Annotated in this window: 15 protein-coding genes; 3 read left to right on the forward strand and 12 right to left on the reverse strand. The window is 67.6% G+C overall.

The window, feature by feature from the left end:
* Window positions 1-22: 22 nt before the first annotated feature.
* The 12 genes from motB to fliE form a co-directional block, all read right to left on the reverse strand.
* Window positions 23-898, reverse strand: a complete 876-nt coding sequence (motB, locus tag FHT32_RS01900) for a flagellar motor protein MotB (RefSeq protein ID WP_176662962.1) — start codon at window positions 896-898, stop codon at window positions 23-25.
* Window positions 899-938: 40 nt separating this feature from the next.
* Window positions 939-1,799 (reverse strand): flagellar motor stator protein MotA, encoded by an 861-nt coding sequence (gene motA, locus FHT32_RS01905; protein ID WP_176662963.1) that lies wholly within the window; start codon window positions 1,797-1,799, stop codon window positions 939-941.
* A gap of 76 nt (window positions 1,800-1,875) precedes the next feature.
* Window positions 1,876-2,472 carry a flagellar transcriptional regulator FlhC gene (gene flhC / locus FHT32_RS01910; RefSeq protein WP_176662964.1) on the reverse strand — a complete coding sequence of 199 codons (597 nt, stop codon included), beginning with the start codon at window positions 2,470-2,472 and terminating at the stop codon, window positions 1,876-1,878.
* Window positions 2,469-2,837: a flagellar transcriptional regulator FlhD gene (flhD, locus tag FHT32_RS01915; protein WP_371132118.1), complete on the reverse strand. Its 369-nt coding sequence runs from the start codon at window positions 2,835-2,837 to the stop codon at window positions 2,469-2,471. Before flhD ends, flhC begins: the two co-directional genes overlap by 4 nt.
* A gap of 336 nt (window positions 2,838-3,173) precedes the next feature.
* Window positions 3,174-3,452 carry an EscU/YscU/HrcU family type III secretion system export apparatus switch protein gene (locus tag FHT32_RS01920; RefSeq protein ID WP_176662966.1) on the reverse strand — a complete coding sequence of 93 codons (279 nt, stop codon included), beginning with the start codon at window positions 3,450-3,452 and terminating at the stop codon, window positions 3,174-3,176.
* The gene (locus FHT32_RS01925; RefSeq protein WP_176662967.1) at window positions 3,449-4,756 is read right to left on the reverse strand and encodes a flagellar hook-length control protein FliK; all 1,308 of its coding nucleotides are present in this window, start codon (window positions 4,754-4,756) and stop codon (window positions 3,449-3,451) included. The genes FHT32_RS01920 and FHT32_RS01925 overlap by 4 nt, the downstream gene beginning before the upstream one ends.
* 52 nt (window positions 4,757-4,808) lie before the next feature.
* Window positions 4,809-5,141 (reverse strand): flagellar protein FliT, encoded by a 333-nt coding sequence (locus FHT32_RS01930; protein ID WP_218088050.1) that lies wholly within the window; start codon window positions 5,139-5,141, stop codon window positions 4,809-4,811.
* A 28-nt stretch (window positions 5,142-5,169) separates the two neighbouring features.
* Entirely contained in the window at window positions 5,170-5,589 is a 420-nt protein-coding gene (gene fliS / locus FHT32_RS01935) for a flagellar export chaperone FliS (protein ID WP_176662968.1), read from the reverse strand.
* A 34-nt stretch (window positions 5,590-5,623) separates the two neighbouring features.
* The gene (gene fliD / locus FHT32_RS01940) at window positions 5,624-7,066 is read right to left on the reverse strand and encodes a flagellar filament capping protein FliD (RefSeq protein WP_176662969.1); all 1,443 of its coding nucleotides are present in this window, start codon (window positions 7,064-7,066) and stop codon (window positions 5,624-5,626) included.
* A 55-nt stretch (window positions 7,067-7,121) separates the two neighbouring features.
* Window positions 7,122-7,475 carry a flagellar protein FlaG gene (locus tag FHT32_RS01945; RefSeq protein WP_176662970.1) on the reverse strand — a complete coding sequence of 118 codons (354 nt, stop codon included), beginning with the start codon at window positions 7,473-7,475 and terminating at the stop codon, window positions 7,122-7,124.
* Between the two features lie 169 nt (window positions 7,476-7,644).
* Window positions 7,645-9,300: a FliC/FljB family flagellin gene (locus tag FHT32_RS01950; protein ID WP_176662971.1), complete on the reverse strand. Its 1,656-nt coding sequence runs from the start codon at window positions 9,298-9,300 to the stop codon at window positions 7,645-7,647.
* Between the two features lie 178 nt (window positions 9,301-9,478).
* Window positions 9,479-9,796: a flagellar hook-basal body complex protein FliE gene (gene fliE / locus FHT32_RS01955; RefSeq protein WP_176662972.1), complete on the reverse strand. Its 318-nt coding sequence runs from the start codon at window positions 9,794-9,796 to the stop codon at window positions 9,479-9,481.
* 284 nt (window positions 9,797-10,080) lie between these two features.
* On the opposite strand from fliE, the gene fliF reads away from it, so the two are divergent.
* From fliF to fliH, 3 genes are read left to right on the forward strand one after another with little or no spacing between them, the layout of a single operon-like run.
* Window positions 10,081-11,829: a flagellar basal-body MS-ring/collar protein FliF gene (gene fliF, locus FHT32_RS01960; RefSeq protein ID WP_176662973.1), complete on the forward strand. Its 1,749-nt coding sequence runs from the start codon at window positions 10,081-10,083 to the stop codon at window positions 11,827-11,829.
* Entirely contained in the window at window positions 11,822-12,820 is a 999-nt protein-coding gene (gene fliG / locus FHT32_RS01965; RefSeq protein WP_176662974.1) for a flagellar motor switch protein FliG, read from the forward strand. The genes fliF and fliG overlap by 8 nt, the downstream gene beginning before the upstream one ends.
* A complete protein-coding gene (gene fliH / locus FHT32_RS01970) occupies window positions 12,807-13,649 on the forward strand; it encodes a flagellar assembly protein FliH (RefSeq protein ID WP_176662975.1) in 843 nt (280 codons plus the stop codon). Before fliG ends, fliH begins: the two co-directional genes overlap by 14 nt.
* Window positions 13,650-13,653 lie beyond the last annotated feature (4 nt).

Below are 13,653 nucleotides of genomic sequence, written 5' to 3' on the forward strand. Positions count from 1 at the left end.
CTGTCGGGTCGTTGTAGTTATGTCATTCCGTCCTGGCGGCTGCCTTGCCGATCCGCATGCCGACGGGCTCGGTGCTGTTCTCGCGCTCGATGCGCTCCTGCGTGCGGTGGTTGAGCAGGATGATGCTGATGCGGCGGTTGATCGGGTTGCGCGGATCGGCCTTGTCCAGGTGCATGCTGTCGGCCAGGCCGATCACGCGCAGCACCTTGCCCTCGGTCATGCCGCCGGCCACGAGCTCGCGCCGCGAGGCGTTGGCGCGGTCCGACGAGAGTTCCCAGTTGCCGTAGGAGCGGTCGTTGGTGTAGACGATGGCGTCGGTGTGGCCCGACAGCGTGATCTTGTTGGGCAGCCCGTTGAGCGCGGGCGCCAGCTCGCGCAGGATGGCGCGCATGTGCGGCACCACGCGGGCGCTGGCCAGCTCGAACATGGGCCGGTTCTCGGTGTCGACGATCTGCAGGCGCAGGCCCTCGGTGGTGATGTCGATGAGGATCTGAGAGCGGAACTGCTGGAACACGGGGCTCTTCTCGATCAGGTCGTCGAGCTTCTTCTTCATCTCGGCCAGGCGGCTGGCGTCGGCATCCTCCTGGCTGTTCGCCTCGGCGAACCTGACCTCGCCCTCGGCGTGCATCGGATCGGCGCCGCCGCCGGGAATCATGCTGGCGCTGAGGCTGGACTTGTCGCCGCCGTTCAGCGCCACGCGCAGCGGCATGCGGAAGTGCTCGGCAATGCCTTCGCGCTGCTTCGGGCTGGAAATGGAGAGCAGCCACATCACGAGGAAGAAGGCCATCATGGCCGTCATGAAGTCGGCATAGGCGATCTTCCAGCCGCCGCCGTGGGCACCGCCGTGCTTGCCCTTGTGGACGTGCTTGAAGATGACCCGTGGCTTGTCGTCGCTCATGATCGCTCGCTGCTCTTTGCTGGCTCGTGCGACGGGCGCGTCAGCGCGCCTTGACCTCGCGGACGTGGTCGTCCAGCTCGGTGAACGAGGGGCGCTCGGTCGAGAACAGCACCTTGCGGCCGAACTCCACCGCGAGCTGCGGCGCATAGCCGTTGAGGTTGGCCAGCAGCGTGACCTTGGCGCACTGGTAGATCTTCATGCCTTCTTCCACCTTCTGTTCGATCAGCGAGGCCAGCGGCGAGACGAAGCCGTAGGCGAGCAGCACGCCGAGGAAGGTGCCCACCATCGCGTGCGCGATGAGCGCGCCCATTTCCGAAGGCGGAAGGTTGGCCGAGCCCAGTGCGTGCACCACGCCCATCACGGCCGCGACGATGCCCAGCGCGGGAAGCGCGTCGCTCACGCGCGAGAGGCTGTGGCCGGGCACCTCGGCCTCGTGGCGGATGGTCTCGATCTCGTGGTCCATCAGCGCCTCGATCTCGTGCGCGTCGGTGTTGCCGCTGATGACCAGGCGCAGGTAGTCGCACAGGAAGACGGTGATGCCCTCGTGCGCCAGGATGTTCGGGTAGCGCGTGAAGATCTCGCTCTGGGCCGGGTCCTCGACGTCGGTCTCCAGCTTCATCATCCCTTCCTTGCGGGCCTTGGCGAGCAGCTCGTACAGCAGCGCGAGCAGGTCCATGTAGAGCTGGCGGTTGTGCTTGGAGGTGCGCAGCAGCAGCGGCAGCTCCTTGATGGTCGCCTTGATGGTCTTGCCGTTGTTGCCCGCGATGAACGCGCCCAGCGCCGAGCCGCCGATCATGAGCAGCTCGACCGGCTGGAACAGCACGCCAAAGTGCCCGCCCATGAGGCCGTAGCCGCCGAACACGGCGCCTATCACCACGAGATATCCAACCAGAACCAGCACGCGCTTCCCCTATCGCCCCTCGAGGCGTCGAATCAACAAAGCCGGGCTCGCGGTTCGCGCGGGCCCGGCACTCTTCCTAGACGGCGCCGCCGATGTCCATCACGGGCGTGGGTGCGATCGCAGCCAGCCCGTTGCGGCGCACCTCGGCGCCCTTGCCGGGCTTGCGCGCCTTGCCCGCGCGCGAAGGCGGACGGCACAGCACGCATACGTATCCGTTCTTGTTGTCGTGGGCGTGCGCCACGAAGTGGCCGCCGCAACGGCAGCAGGTGCTCAGCTGCAGCATGTCGCTGTCGAAGAAGCGCACCATGGTCTCGGCGCGGGTGAAGTCGAGCACCACCTCGCCGCCGTTGGCCTCGACCTGCTCCGTATAGAGGCGATAGGCCTTGATGAGCGCAGGCAGTTCGTTCTCGTCCGCCTCGTCGAGCATGAAGCGGTAGATGTTGTAGAACATCGACGAGTGGATGTTGGCCAGCCACGTCATGTACCAGTCGGTCGAGAACGGCAGCAGGCCCTTGGGCGGGGAAACGCCCTTGAGTTCCTTGTAGAGGCGGATCAGCCGCTCGCGGCTCAGCGCGACGGCGCCCTCCAGGAACTGCAGGCGCGCGCCGAGCCCGATCAGCTCGATCGCGAGCTGCACCTGGCGGACCTCGCCCAGGACGCTCTTGCTGGTCACGCCGCGCCCGCTGCGCGCATCTGCGCCTGCGAATCGACCTGGGCCTGCGCCAGGCGCGCGGCCATCAGTATCGACATGTGCGCCTGCTGCAGCGCGGGCTCCTTGCCCTCGCCGACCACCGCGAACATCGGGCGGTCGTCCAGCCGGAAGCTGCACAGGAGGAAGTTGGAAGCGGCCAGCTTCACGATCTGGCTGAGCGACATGTTCGCCAGCAGATCGGCCAGTTCGCGGCCTACGCCAAGGCGGAACATCGCCTCGGCCCGGTCCTGCTTGACCAGCTTCTGCGCCAGCAGCATATAGGCCAGATTTATCTCGCCGATTTCTCTCGAAATCACGCCGCTTGCGGTGATGTTGCAGTTTTCCACGTCTGATCCCATTTCCGATTCAAAGCTCACTTCGTGCTCCTAACAATCGTGTATACATTATATACACAAAGTTTTACATGTTGAAGTGTTTTGTATGACAAGGGTCCAAAAAAAGTAGGAGGTGGCTGACAAGCTACAGCTGCATCCCCAGTGAAGCGTGTTGTTTACAGGTGTCAGCCTTTACGGTAACAAAAGTTACCGATGCAACTTTTTTCGGCTGTAATTTATTCGCAAACAACATCGAATTAAGAAATGCTATGGGCCTAATTCCGCTCAATGAAATTCCACAGCCCGAAATATTCCGATCCATGATTTCACATTGGTCCATATGGTCAATTAGTCGCCTTCGCGACCCTCGAGCCCGTAGATCCAGGCCATCACCTCGGCCACCGCGAGGTACAGCTGCGGCGGGATCTGCCGGTCAAGGTCGACCTGCATGAGCAGCTTCACGAGGTCGGCCGACGAGTGCACGTACAGCCCGTGCTCGCGCGCCTCGCGCATGATCGATTCGGCGACCACGCCGTAACCCTTGGCCACGACGACGGGCGCACGCGTCTTGTCGGCATACGACAGAGCGACGGCGCTGCTGCGGTTGTCGAGCACTTCTTCGCTCATGCGGGCTCCTTCTGCGCGACCAGCACCTGCTGCAATTGCAGGCCCGCGGCATCGAAGCGCCCGGCGAGCCGGCCGGTGTCGCCGCGCAGGCGCGCCATGGTCGAAGCCTCGCGCGCGAACAGATGCGCCTGCACGGCAAAGCCGTCCAGGCTCAGCCGCAGGTCGACCTCGCCGAGCTTCGGCAGCGCCAGCGACACCGTGGTCGACCAGCGGCGCGCGCCCTCTTCGCCCGCTGCGGCGCCGTCATGGGAGCCGGGCCGGGCCTGCTCTTGCTCGACGGTCCAGCCCATCGGCACGTCGGGCCAGGCCTGGCCGTTCCAGCGGAAGACCGAGCTGGCCAACAGGTCGAGCTGCTGGTGCACGAGCGTGACAGCCTGCGGATGGATCACTTCGGCAGGACGCGATGCCGGCAAGGCCGCGGCGCTGTCAGCCTGGCGCGCGGAATCGGCCGTGCGATGGGCGGCCATCGAAGACTCGAGCGTGCCGCCGGGCGACGACGCGCTCTGCGGCTGGCGATAGGCCGCCTGCACCCGCGCCGCGTCGTTCGCCGCCGCCTGTTCCAAAGGCTGCGGTTTGCCTTGCATGAAAGATCCGTCGGCGCTGCGCGATTGCGCATCGCTGGCGGAAGCCTGCGGCACGGCCGCCTTCGCTGCGCCGGCCCCCTCGCTCTCGTGCGCCGGAGGTTGAGCCTGCGCCTGCGCCGCGAGCGAAGGCAGTGCATCGGGCGAATCGACGATCGCCGCCAGCGCCGCGGCAGCTGCAGCCGGCGACGCGGCCGGCGCACTCACCTGCGCCTTCGCGGCCACGGCCGGCACGGCCCATTGCGCCTGCGGTTCCTGCCTCATCTGCGCGAGCGAGCGGCCACCCGCCGCGAACGACGCCAGGTGCGACTCGTAGAAGAGACCGCTGTCAGACACGGTCTGCGCCAGCACACCGGCCAACTGGGCCGCATTCACGGGCTGTCCGCTCGACGGCACCAGCGGGGCCGCGCCGCGCACCGGGCCCGGCTGCGCCTGCAGGTCGGCCAGCACGGCGCCGATCACGCGTGCCGCCACCGACAGCCGCGCGGCCATCGAGGGCACCGCGCCCGCGGCGACATGCGCGGTGCCGTCGGTCGCGGCGCCGGGAATCTGCCTGTCGAGCGCGGCATTGGAAGGCAGCCGCACATCGTTCTCGACCTTGCCAATCGCCACCGCCGGGCCGGGCGCGCCGATCGCGGCCTCGGGCTTGATGCCGAGGACGTCGAGGCGCGGCGCCAGCCTTGCGGCAAGCAGCGCGTCGATCAATCCGGCGAGTGCAGTCATGGTTCGGCTTGTTCAGCTAGTTCGGTGCGTCGGGTCCGGGCGGCGGGCGCGCTCAGTGCGGCGGCCCGTAGGCGCGGCCGAGGTTCTTCTGCTGGGTGAGATAGCCCATGCGGCCGATCAGGTCCTCGAGCTGCGGCTTGATGAGCCCCGACACCTCCGCCTGGTCCGAGCGGATGCGCTCCAGCAGATAGAGCACGTGCTCGACCTGCTGCGCATCCAGCGACTCGTGCGGCTCGATGGCGCGCAGGCGATCCACCATGGCCGAGCAGCGCTCCTCGAGCGCGGGGAGCCGGCCCCATTCCTTGGCGTGCGCCAGCACGAGCATCGACGCGATGGTCGCAGCCAGCTCTTCGTAGCAATAAACGACCTCACTGCGGAATGCCATGTTGTCTTGTTTCTCTTTAGGTTGCATTTCAGCTGCGGGCTCGTTCGTCGATCTCCCGCCAGGCGGAAGCGATGTTCTCGAGCAGGCGGTCGGCCTCGTCAAGGGCCTGCGCGTCGTTGTGCAGGTTGGCGCGGAACAGCCGCTGCACGACGTAGTCGTACAGGGCCGACAGGTTGCCCACCAGTTCGGCGCCGGCCTCGCCGGCCGCATCGGCGTCGAGCGCGGCCTTCAGGCCGTTGTCGACGATGCCGATGGCCTTGGAGATCGCGTTGCCCTTGGCCTCGATCTCTCCCGTCGCCATGTGGTGGCGGGCCATGGCGATGGCGGTCTTCGCGCCATCGAACAGCATCACGATGAGCTGGTGCGGCGACGCGCTCATCGCGCTGGTCTCCACGCCGAGGCGCGCATAGGCGCCGGCACCGGTTCGCATGTTGTGGGGGGTGTACATCGGCTGGTGCTCCGGGTTCCGCGTGTCCTGCGTCCTACTTGGACTGCTTCGACATCGCATCGAACTGCTGCGTGAGGTAGTTCTTGGTGTTGTTCAGGTTGTTGATCAGCACGTCCAGGGCGTTGAACTGCTTGCGGTAGCGGTCGACCGTGGCGTCCACGCGCATCTGCATCGCGTCGTACTGGGTGTCGAGCTCCTTGATGGTCGCGGTCACGCCGTCGCTCGCCACCTTCAGGGAGCCCTTGGTCACGTCGTCCACCAGCGCGTCGATCTGCTTGCCGTAGCCGGCCGTGCTGCCGGTGGCGCTGGAGAACAGGTTCGCCACGCCCTTGAGGTTGTTGGCGAGGGCCTTGTCGAGCTTGTCCGAATCCACGGCCAGGGTGCCGTCCTTCTGGAAGGACACGCCGATCTCGGTCAGCACCTTCATGTCGTTCGTGCCGCCGGCCTGCGGCGCCACGAGCGCCTGGCGGATGCGCGTCTGCAGGTTGCGCAGCGTGCTGTCGCCCACCAGCGCCGCGGCCGTCTTGGTGTCGGCGTCGTAGGCGGTCAGCGTCTTGGCGGTGCTCTGCAGGCTGTTGTAGGCCTTCACGAAGTCGTTGATCGCCGTCTTCGCGCTGGCCGTGTTCTCCTTCATCGAGAGGCCCGTCTTCCCGGTGCCCACCAGCGTCAGCGTGGCGCCCTGGATGGCTTCCTTCACGGTGTTGGTCGAGCTCGTGATGTCGATGCCGTTGACGTTGAGCTTCGCGTTCTGCGCCGCCGAAGTCTGCTTCAGGTTCTGCGCGCCGGCGGGGTCGTTGTTCAGCAGGCCCTGCAGCGCCGCGTCGCCATCGACCGCGATGCGCATGCTCGACTTCTCGCCGGTCTGCGTGGAAGTCAGCACCAGCCGGTTGGGCGTGCCGCTGCCGTCGTTCACGATGCTGGCGGTCACGCCCGCGTTCGCGCCGTTGATGGCACTGCGAATGCCTTCCAGCGTATTGTTGGTCGAATCGATGGTGATCGACTTGGCGGGCCGGCTCGCATCGGCGGTGAAGGTGGCGCCGCTGTACTGGCCGGTTGCCGGGTCGAGCGTGCCGCCGGCGATGGCGCCGAAATCGATGGTGATCTTGCCGGTGCCGATGGCGGCCTTGGCGTCGGCCTGCCCCGCGCTCACCAGCGTCTGCGACTGCGCGATCTGCGTCACGTCGATGGTGTAGTTGCCCGCCGCGCTCGTGTCGGTGGCGGTTGCCGACAGGATGCCGCTGACCGTGGGCGTGCCCGTCACGCTCTGGAAGAACGTCGGGTCGCCGAGCTTCTTGGCCGCCGCCTGCAGCGTGGCGAGCGCGCTCTGGACCGTGCCGTAGGCCGACAGCTTGCTCGTGTAGCTCTTGGCCTTGGCCTGCAGCGCCACCATGGGCTGCTTCTCGGCCGTCTCGAGCTGCGTGAGCAGGGAGGCGAGGTCGAGATTGGCGCCGACGCCGAGGCTGCTGATGGTTGCCATGTGGATGCTTTCCTGTCTGTCCTTGATTGAGATTGCCGATGCCCGGGCGCAGGCCTCAGGCCGCGTGGTCCACCAGCAGTCCGTTGCCGTCGTTCATCAGCTTCGCGATGCGCACGACTTCCTCGTTGGGAATCTGGCGGATGACCTCGCCGCTGGCGCGGTCCACCACCTTGACGATGACCATGTCGGTCTCCTTGTCGACCTCGAACCGCAGGCCGACCTCGCGCAGCGCGAGCGACTCGTTCACCTGCCGCACCGCCTGCTCGACCTGCACCGGCGTCGCAGCCTCCTTCGCGTCGTCCTTCTCGGCCGTGGCGGCGCCTGCCGCCGCGGCACCCGCGGCACCGCCGACGAGCAGCTGCGTCCACTGGTTGTCCTTCACGGAATTCGCCGACACGGGGTTCAACATCTTTTCCACCTTGATGTGCTGGGTTCGCTGTCCTCTGCGGCCTCGCCCGGGAGGGCATGGCCGCAGAGGACAACGCAGGCGCTCCCGGCTCGCGCCGAAGGCCTGCGTCGGCCGGCCCCCATCCCAAGGGAGGGGCCCGGCTTTTCTCTGGTTTCTCAGGTCCTTTCGATCAACGCAGGAGCGACAGCACGCCTTGCGTGGTCTGGTTGGCCTGCGACAGCACCGAGGTACCGGCTTGCTGCAGGATCTGGGCGCGCGTCATGTTCGACACTTCGACCGCGTAGTCGGCGTCCTGGATGCGCGAGCGCGACGAGGACAGGTTGACGACCGTGGTGCCGAGGTTGGCGATCACCGAGTCGAAACGGTTCTGCACCGCACCCAGGCTGCCGCGCAGCGTGTCGACCTTGGCCAGGGCTGCGTCGAGAGCGGCCAGCGGGTTGCTCGTCTTGGTGCCCTTGCTGGTCGTGTCCGTGGTCAGCTTGCCGGCGGAGTTGACGTATGCCACCGCGCCCACGTCGGCTGCGTACTTGCCCGTGCCGGTCGTCGAGGCCACGGTCACTTCGCCGTTGACTGCGTTGACGTTGTAGCTCGTGGTGTACGACGCGGTCTTGGTCATCTCCTTGTCGTTGTCCATGTACGTGTCGCTGGACTGGCCACCGGCAGCGGCGAACGTCACGGTCGAGGCGAAGATGCCCGAGCCCAGGTTCACCGTCGAGGCGGCGCCGGCAACGGCGGTCTTCACGTCGTCCTTCGACACGGTCTTCGTGTAGGTGAAGCCCGAGTTTGCGGCGGCGCCGAAGTCATAGCTCGTGCCGTTGAGCTTGATGCTGGATGCGCTGGCGGTCGTGTCGCCGCTGGCGAACAGGCCCGACAGCGTGGCGGCCGGGGGAGCACCGACGTTGTTGGTCGTCAGGTTGCCGCCCGAGAGGTAGGCTGCCTGGCCGCCGATGGTGATCGCGCCGGCGCTGTCGACTTCGAAGTTGGTGGTACCGCTGACGCCCGTGAAGGTGCCCGAGAACTTGTTGCCGGCGGTCGGCAGCAGCGTGCCGGCGAAAGCCGTGGTGGGAGCACCGGTGGCAACCGCGACGGTGGTCGTGAAGTTGCCGGCGGCTGCGTCGTACTTGTAGGTGGTCGCGCCCACGACAGCCGTGTTGCCGTCCTGCATTGCGTCGACGGCCTGCTCGGCGGTCACCTTGGCGAAGCTGGTGGTCACGACGTAGGGGCCCGTGCCGGTGGCGCCGGCCTTGGTCAGGTCGTTGACGTTGGCCTTGGCGTTGGCGGACACGCCCTTGCCGTTGACGTTGAAGCCGTCCAGGCCCAGGGTCTTGGCGCTGATTTCCTGCAGGTCGATGTCGATGGTTTCGCCATCGTTCGCGCCGACTTGCACGGTCAGCTTGCCGGCGTCTGCCGACAGGACCTTCACGCCGTTGAACTGGGTCTGCTGCGAAACGCGGTTGATTTCGTCCATGCGCTGGCCGATTTCAGCCTGGATCGAGTCCAGGTCGCTGGCCGAGTTCGTGCCCGTGCCGGCTTGCACGGCCAGTTCGCGGATGCGCTGCAGGTTGTTGTTGACTTCGGTCAGGGCGCCTTCCGTCGTCTGGGCGATCGAGATGCCGTCGTTGGCATTGCGGGTGGCTTGCGTCAGGCCCTTGATGTTGGCCGTGAAGCGGTTGGCGATGGCCTGGCCGGCTGCATCGTCCTTGGCGCTGTTGATGCGCATGCCCGAAGACAGGCGCTCGATGGCGCTGTTCAGCGCCGACTGCGACTTGTTCAGGTTGTTCTGCGTGAGCAGGGAGAGGCTGTTCGTATTGATGACTTGCGCCATGTTCGACTCCTGATTGATGAAAAAAGGTTGTGGACTCCGGCTTTCGGCCGTAACGCTGGACCCGCTTCCACTTAGAGACTCAAGCCATCGTTGACTTGGTTATCGGCGGACCCCCGAGAACCTTTAGGGGCATGCGGGAAAAAGTTGCACGGCCCCTGCCACATCACCTTTGCATCGCTCAGGCCTGCAGGTTCATCACTTCCTGGTAGGCGGTCACCAGCCGGTTGCGCACCTGCAGCCCGGTCTGGAACGCGACGTTCGCCTTCTGCAGGTCGACCATCACGTCGTTGAGCGCGACGCCGGGCTTGCCCAGCTCGAAGGACTCGGCCTGCGCATAGGCCTGCTGCTGGGCGCCGCTGATGTTGGCGAGCGAGCGCTTGAGCTCGGCCGCGAAGCCGCCGGCCTCGGCAGGCGCTGCGGCCGCGGGCCCGATGCCGGTCTGGACCGCGGTGGTCCGCATCTGCTGCAGGACCGATTCGATGGCGCTGATGGACATGGTGATCCTCTTCCTCTTGTTTGTCTGAACACTTCCGCGTGACTTGACACGGAGGAGCGAAGTCCTCCGGCTGGCCTGCAGCGTATCAAGGGAAGACCCCGATTCAAGCGCGCAACTGAGGGCGAAAACCCCGGCTGTTCGGCCATTCGAATTCCGGGTGACTGCTGACAATCGTCCGCGAAACGAACAGGCCGTGGACGACATCACCGGCCATCCGGAATGAAATCTCTACATCGAAATTCCTCTCCCAGCATGGCAACGGCCGCGAAGAAGAAGGTGCATCCATGAGCACGGCTGCGCCCGCGGGCGCGCTGCCCGCGGCAGACAACGGCGCCGCCCCGGCTTCGCTCCTCGAACGCATGCGCGCGCAGCCCCGGCTGCCGCTGATCATCGGCGGCGCGGCCCTGGTGGCCGCCGCGGCCGCGTTCACGCTCTGGAGCCGCGGGCCCGACTACAAGGTGCTCTATACCAATGTGTCGGACCGCGACGGCGGCGCGATCATCGCGTCGCTGCAGCAGATGAACGTGCCCTACAAGTTCGCCGAGGGCGGCGGCGCGATCCTGATCGCGGGCGACAAGGTGGCCGAAACGCGCCTGAAGCTCGCGGCCCAGGGCCTGCCCAAGGCCGGCGGCGTGGGCTTCGAACTGATGGACAACCAGAAGTTCGGCACCAGCCAGTTCGCCGAGCAGATCAACTACCAGCGCGGGCTCGAGGGCGAGCTGGCGCGCTCCATCGAATCCATCGGCGCCATCGAGTCGGCCCGCGTGCACCTGGCGCTGCCCAAGCCGTCGCTGTTCGTGCGCGAGCAGAAGAAGCCCTCGGCCTCGGTGGTGCTCGCGCTGGCGCGCGGGCGCGGCATCGACGAAGGCCAGGTCAGCGCCATCGTGCACATGGTTTCCAGCAGCGTGCCCGACCTCGACGCCAAGAGCGTCACCGTGGTCGACCAGCGCGGCAACCTGCTGTCTTCCGCGCGCGGCACCGACCGCGGGCTGGACGTGAGCCAGCTCAAGTACACGCAGGAGATCGAGCAGGGCTACATCCGCCGCATCGAGGCGATCCTGCAGCCGATCGTGGGCGCGAACAACGTGCGCGCGCAGGTGGCGGCCGACATCGACTTCTCGGTGGTCGAGCACACCGACGAGAAATACAAGCCCAACCAGGACCCGTCGCAGGCCGCCGTGCGCAGCCAGCAGAGCAGCGAGTCGGCGCAGCACGGCGGCGGCCAGCCCGGCGGCGTGCCGGGCGCACTGTCGAACCAGCCGCCGGTGAACCCGACCGCGCCGATCACCGGCCCGCGGGCGCCCAACGCACCCGGCACGCCGCCGGCTCCGGGAACGCCCGGCGCACCGGGAGCACCGGGAGCCTCCACCGCCTCGACGGCCAGCACCGCCGCAACCGGTCCGAGCAGCACGCGCAAGGACACCACCACCAACTACGAACTCGACCGCACCATCCGCCACGTGCAGCAAGCCGCCGGCGGCGTGAGACGCCTGTCGGTCGCCGTGGTGGTGAACAACCGCGACGCCCTCGACGCGGGCGGCAAGGCGACGAGCCGCGCCCTCACCCCGGCCGAGCTGGAGCAGATCCGCAACCTCGCGAAGGAAGCCATGGGCTTCAGCCAGGACCGCGGCGACTCGCTCAACGTGGTGAACAGCGCCTTCGCACGCGATGCCGACAGCGGCCCCGCGCCCGAGGTTGCGTTCTGGCGCGACCGCGAGAACATCGAGCTCGCCAAGACGGCCGGCCAGTACTTGCTGTACGCGCTGCTCGCGCTCTTCGCCTGGTTCGCCGTGCTGCGGCCGCTGATGCGCAAGCACCTGGCGCCGCCGCCCGCGCCCGTGGTGGCCGCCCCGGCCGCCGACGCCGAGGCTCCCGCCGAGCCCGACCCGAATGCACCGTCGCCCGACGAGAGCCTGCGCGAACGCGAGGCCAACCGCCGCAGGGCCGACATGGAATACGCCCACCAGGCCGCCGACAAGGATCCGAAGATGGTCGCGGCCCTGATCCAGCACTGGATGAACAACGATGAGTAGCGAACAGGGAACCCGCAAGAGCGCCATCCTTCTGATGGCCCTGGGCGAAGACCGCGCCGCCGCCGCGCTGCACCAGCTGCCCACCTCCGAGGTGCAGGCGCTGGGCCTCGCGATGTCGAAGCTCAGCTCCGTCTCCAAGGACGAGCTGGCCGCGGTGCTCGCCGAATTCCGCCAGGAGACCGAGCAGCTCTCGGCCCTGCACCTGGGCTCGACCAGCTACATCCGCGCCGTGCTCAAGAAGGCGCTGGGCGACGACCGCGCGAGCAACCTGCTGGAAGACATCCTGCAGCCCGACGAGCCGCGCGGCGGGATCGAGCGCCTCAATGAGCTGGAGGCCGGCGAAGTGGCCGAGCTGATCCGCGACGAGCATCCGCAGATCCTCGCGACGCTGGTCGTGCACCTGGACCGCATGAAGGCCTCGGAAGTGCTCGAGAAGCTGCCGCCGCGCCTGCGCCACGACGTGATCATGCGCGTGGCCACCTTCGGCGGGGTGCAGCCCTCGGCGCTCAACGAGCTGACCGACGTGCTCACCGAGATGCTCGCCGGCCAGGGCGTGCGCCGCAGCCGCCTGGGCGGCGTGCGCACCGCGGCCGAGATCGTCAACCTCATGAGCACGAGCGTGGAGGAAGAAGCCATCGCCCACGTGCGCGAGCAGGACGAAGCGCTGGCCCAGCGCATCGTCGACGAGATGTTCGTGTTCGAGAACCTGCTGGGCCTGGAAGACCGCAGCATCCAGCGCCTGCTCAAGGACATCGAGAGCGACTCGCTCATCATCGCGCTCAAGGGCGCGCCGATGGAGCTGCGCGACAAGTTCCTCAACAACATGTCGCAACGCGCCGCCGAGACGCTGCGCGAGGACATGGAGCTGCGCGGCCCCGTGCGCGTGTCGCAGGTCGAGACCGAGCAGAAGGCCATCCTGCAGGTCGCCCGCCGCCTTGCGGAGGCCGGCGAAATCGTGATCGCAACGCCTGGCACCGATGAGTTCGTCTGACACCACCGCCAGCGCCTTCGGCGATTCGCGCGAGCGCCTCGCCGCCATCCACGCCGCCGCGCGCCATGCGGCCGGCGGCCCGAGGGTCGCGCGCCCACTGCCCGCCGCGGTGAACCCGCCAGCGCTCTCCGCATGGGAGCGCTGGGAGATGGGCACCATCGACGGCAGCCCGAAGCCATCCGTTGGCCGCAAGGCCGCCGAGCGCAGGAACGCGCCGCTCCAGCCAACCCAGCCGCCCCAGCCGAAGATCGACCTGGCCGACCTCGCGCGCATCCGCATGGAGGCCCGCATCGACGGCGAGGCGGAGGGCCGCGCCGCGGGCCTCGCCACGGGCCTCGCGGAAGGCCGCGGGACGGGCCACACCGAGGGCCTGGCCACCGGCCTCGCCGCCGCAAGCGCGCATGCGGAACGCCTGCGCGCGCTGGCCCGGTCGCTGCCTGACGCGCTGCGCCGCGCGGAGGAAGAGCTTTCCAGCGCCGTGCTCGCGCTCGCGCTCGACGTGGCGCGCCAGGTGGTGCACCGCACGCTGAAGGCCGAGCCCGAATGGGTGCTGCCCGTGGTGCGCGACCTGCTCAACACCGAGCCCGCGCTGCGCGGCGAGCCGCGCCTGCTGCTGCATCCCGACGACGTGGCGCTGGTGAGAAGCAGCCTCGGCGAGGAGATCGAGGCCGCCGGCTGGCAAGTGCGCGCCGACGACGCCATCACGCGCGGCGGCTGCCGCGTGCAGTCGGCCACCGGCGAGCTCGACGGCACGCTGGAGACGCGATGGAAACGCGTCGCCTCCGCGCTCGACGGCGACGCCGACGGACAACCGGCCGAGGCACCATGACGAG

The sequence above is a fragment of the Variovorax sp. SG517 genome, from assembly GCF_013376045.1.
Taxonomy (GTDB): Bacteria; Pseudomonadota; Gammaproteobacteria; order Burkholderiales; family Burkholderiaceae_C; genus Variovorax.

What these genes read in the sequence shown, in the direction of transcription:
- motB (WP_176662962.1), bottom strand. Translation starts at nt 898, where the DNA reads ATGAGCGACGACAAGCCACGGGTCATCTTCAAGCACGTCCACAAGGGC.
- FHT32_RS01920 (WP_176662966.1), bottom strand. Translation starts at nt 3,452, where the DNA reads ATGAGCGAAGAAGTGCTCGACAACCGCAGCAGCGCCGTCGCTCTGTCG.
- FHT32_RS01925 (WP_176662967.1), bottom strand. Translation starts at nt 4,756, where the DNA reads ATGACTGCACTCGCCGGATTGATCGACGCGCTGCTTGCCGCAAGGCTG.
- FHT32_RS01930 (WP_218088050.1), bottom strand. Translation starts at nt 5,141, where the DNA reads ATGGCATTCCGCAGTGAGGTCGTTTATTGCTACGAAGAGCTGGCTGCG.
- fliS (WP_176662968.1), bottom strand. Translation starts at nt 5,589, where the DNA reads ATGTACACCCCCCACAACATGCGAACCGGTGCCGGCGCCTATGCGCGC.
- fliD (WP_176662969.1), bottom strand. Translation starts at nt 7,066, where the DNA reads ATGGCAACCATCAGCAGCCTCGGCGTCGGCGCCAATCTCGACCTCGCC.
- FHT32_RS01945 (WP_176662970.1), bottom strand. Translation starts at nt 7,475, where the DNA reads ATGTTGAACCCCGTGTCGGCGAATTCCGTGAAGGACAACCAGTGGACG.
- FHT32_RS01950 (WP_176662971.1), bottom strand. Translation starts at nt 9,300, where the DNA reads ATGGCGCAAGTCATCAATACGAACAGCCTCTCCCTGCTCACGCAGAAC.
- fliE (WP_176662972.1), bottom strand. Translation starts at nt 9,796, where the DNA reads ATGTCCATCAGCGCCATCGAATCGGTCCTGCAGCAGATGCGGACCACC.
- fliF (WP_176662973.1), top strand. Translation starts at nt 10,081, where the DNA reads ATGAGCACGGCTGCGCCCGCGGGCGCGCTGCCCGCGGCAGACAACGGC.
- fliG (WP_176662974.1), top strand. Translation starts at nt 11,822, where the DNA reads ATGAGTAGCGAACAGGGAACCCGCAAGAGCGCCATCCTTCTGATGGCC.
- fliH (WP_176662975.1), top strand. Translation starts at nt 12,807, where the DNA reads ATGAGTTCGTCTGACACCACCGCCAGCGCCTTCGGCGATTCGCGCGAG.